The following is a 204-nucleotide window of genomic DNA, read 5'->3' as shown; positions in this document are numbered from 1 at the left end:
TGAATGCGGGCCATCAGCTGCGTTGCTTTGAGTGAATGGCCCCCCAGCTCGAAGAAGTCATCCCGGATACTTACCGGTTGCGAAAGACCTAGCACGTCCTGCCAAATGGCGGCTAGCTTCGCTTCGATCTCGCTTCGCGGCGCAGCGTATTCACCGGTTGTCTGTAGCAACCCTTGGGGCTCCGGTAGTGCCCTCCGGTCTACT

General features: G+C 58.8%; 1 protein-coding gene. It reads right to left on the bottom strand.

Going from position 1 to position 204, the window contains the following annotated elements; translation table 11 throughout:
* The coding region (locus FS818_RS28630; protein ID WP_145336805.1) for a phosphopantetheine-binding protein at nt 1-204 on the bottom strand (204 nt) is incomplete at both ends.

The organism is Paenibacillus xylanexedens, from assembly GCF_007680605.1.
GTDB lineage: Bacteria > Bacillota > Bacilli > Paenibacillales > Paenibacillaceae > Paenibacillus > Paenibacillus xylanexedens_B.
Note: the sequence above shows the minus strand (reverse complement) of the source record. Positions and strands in the feature narration are given on the sequence as shown.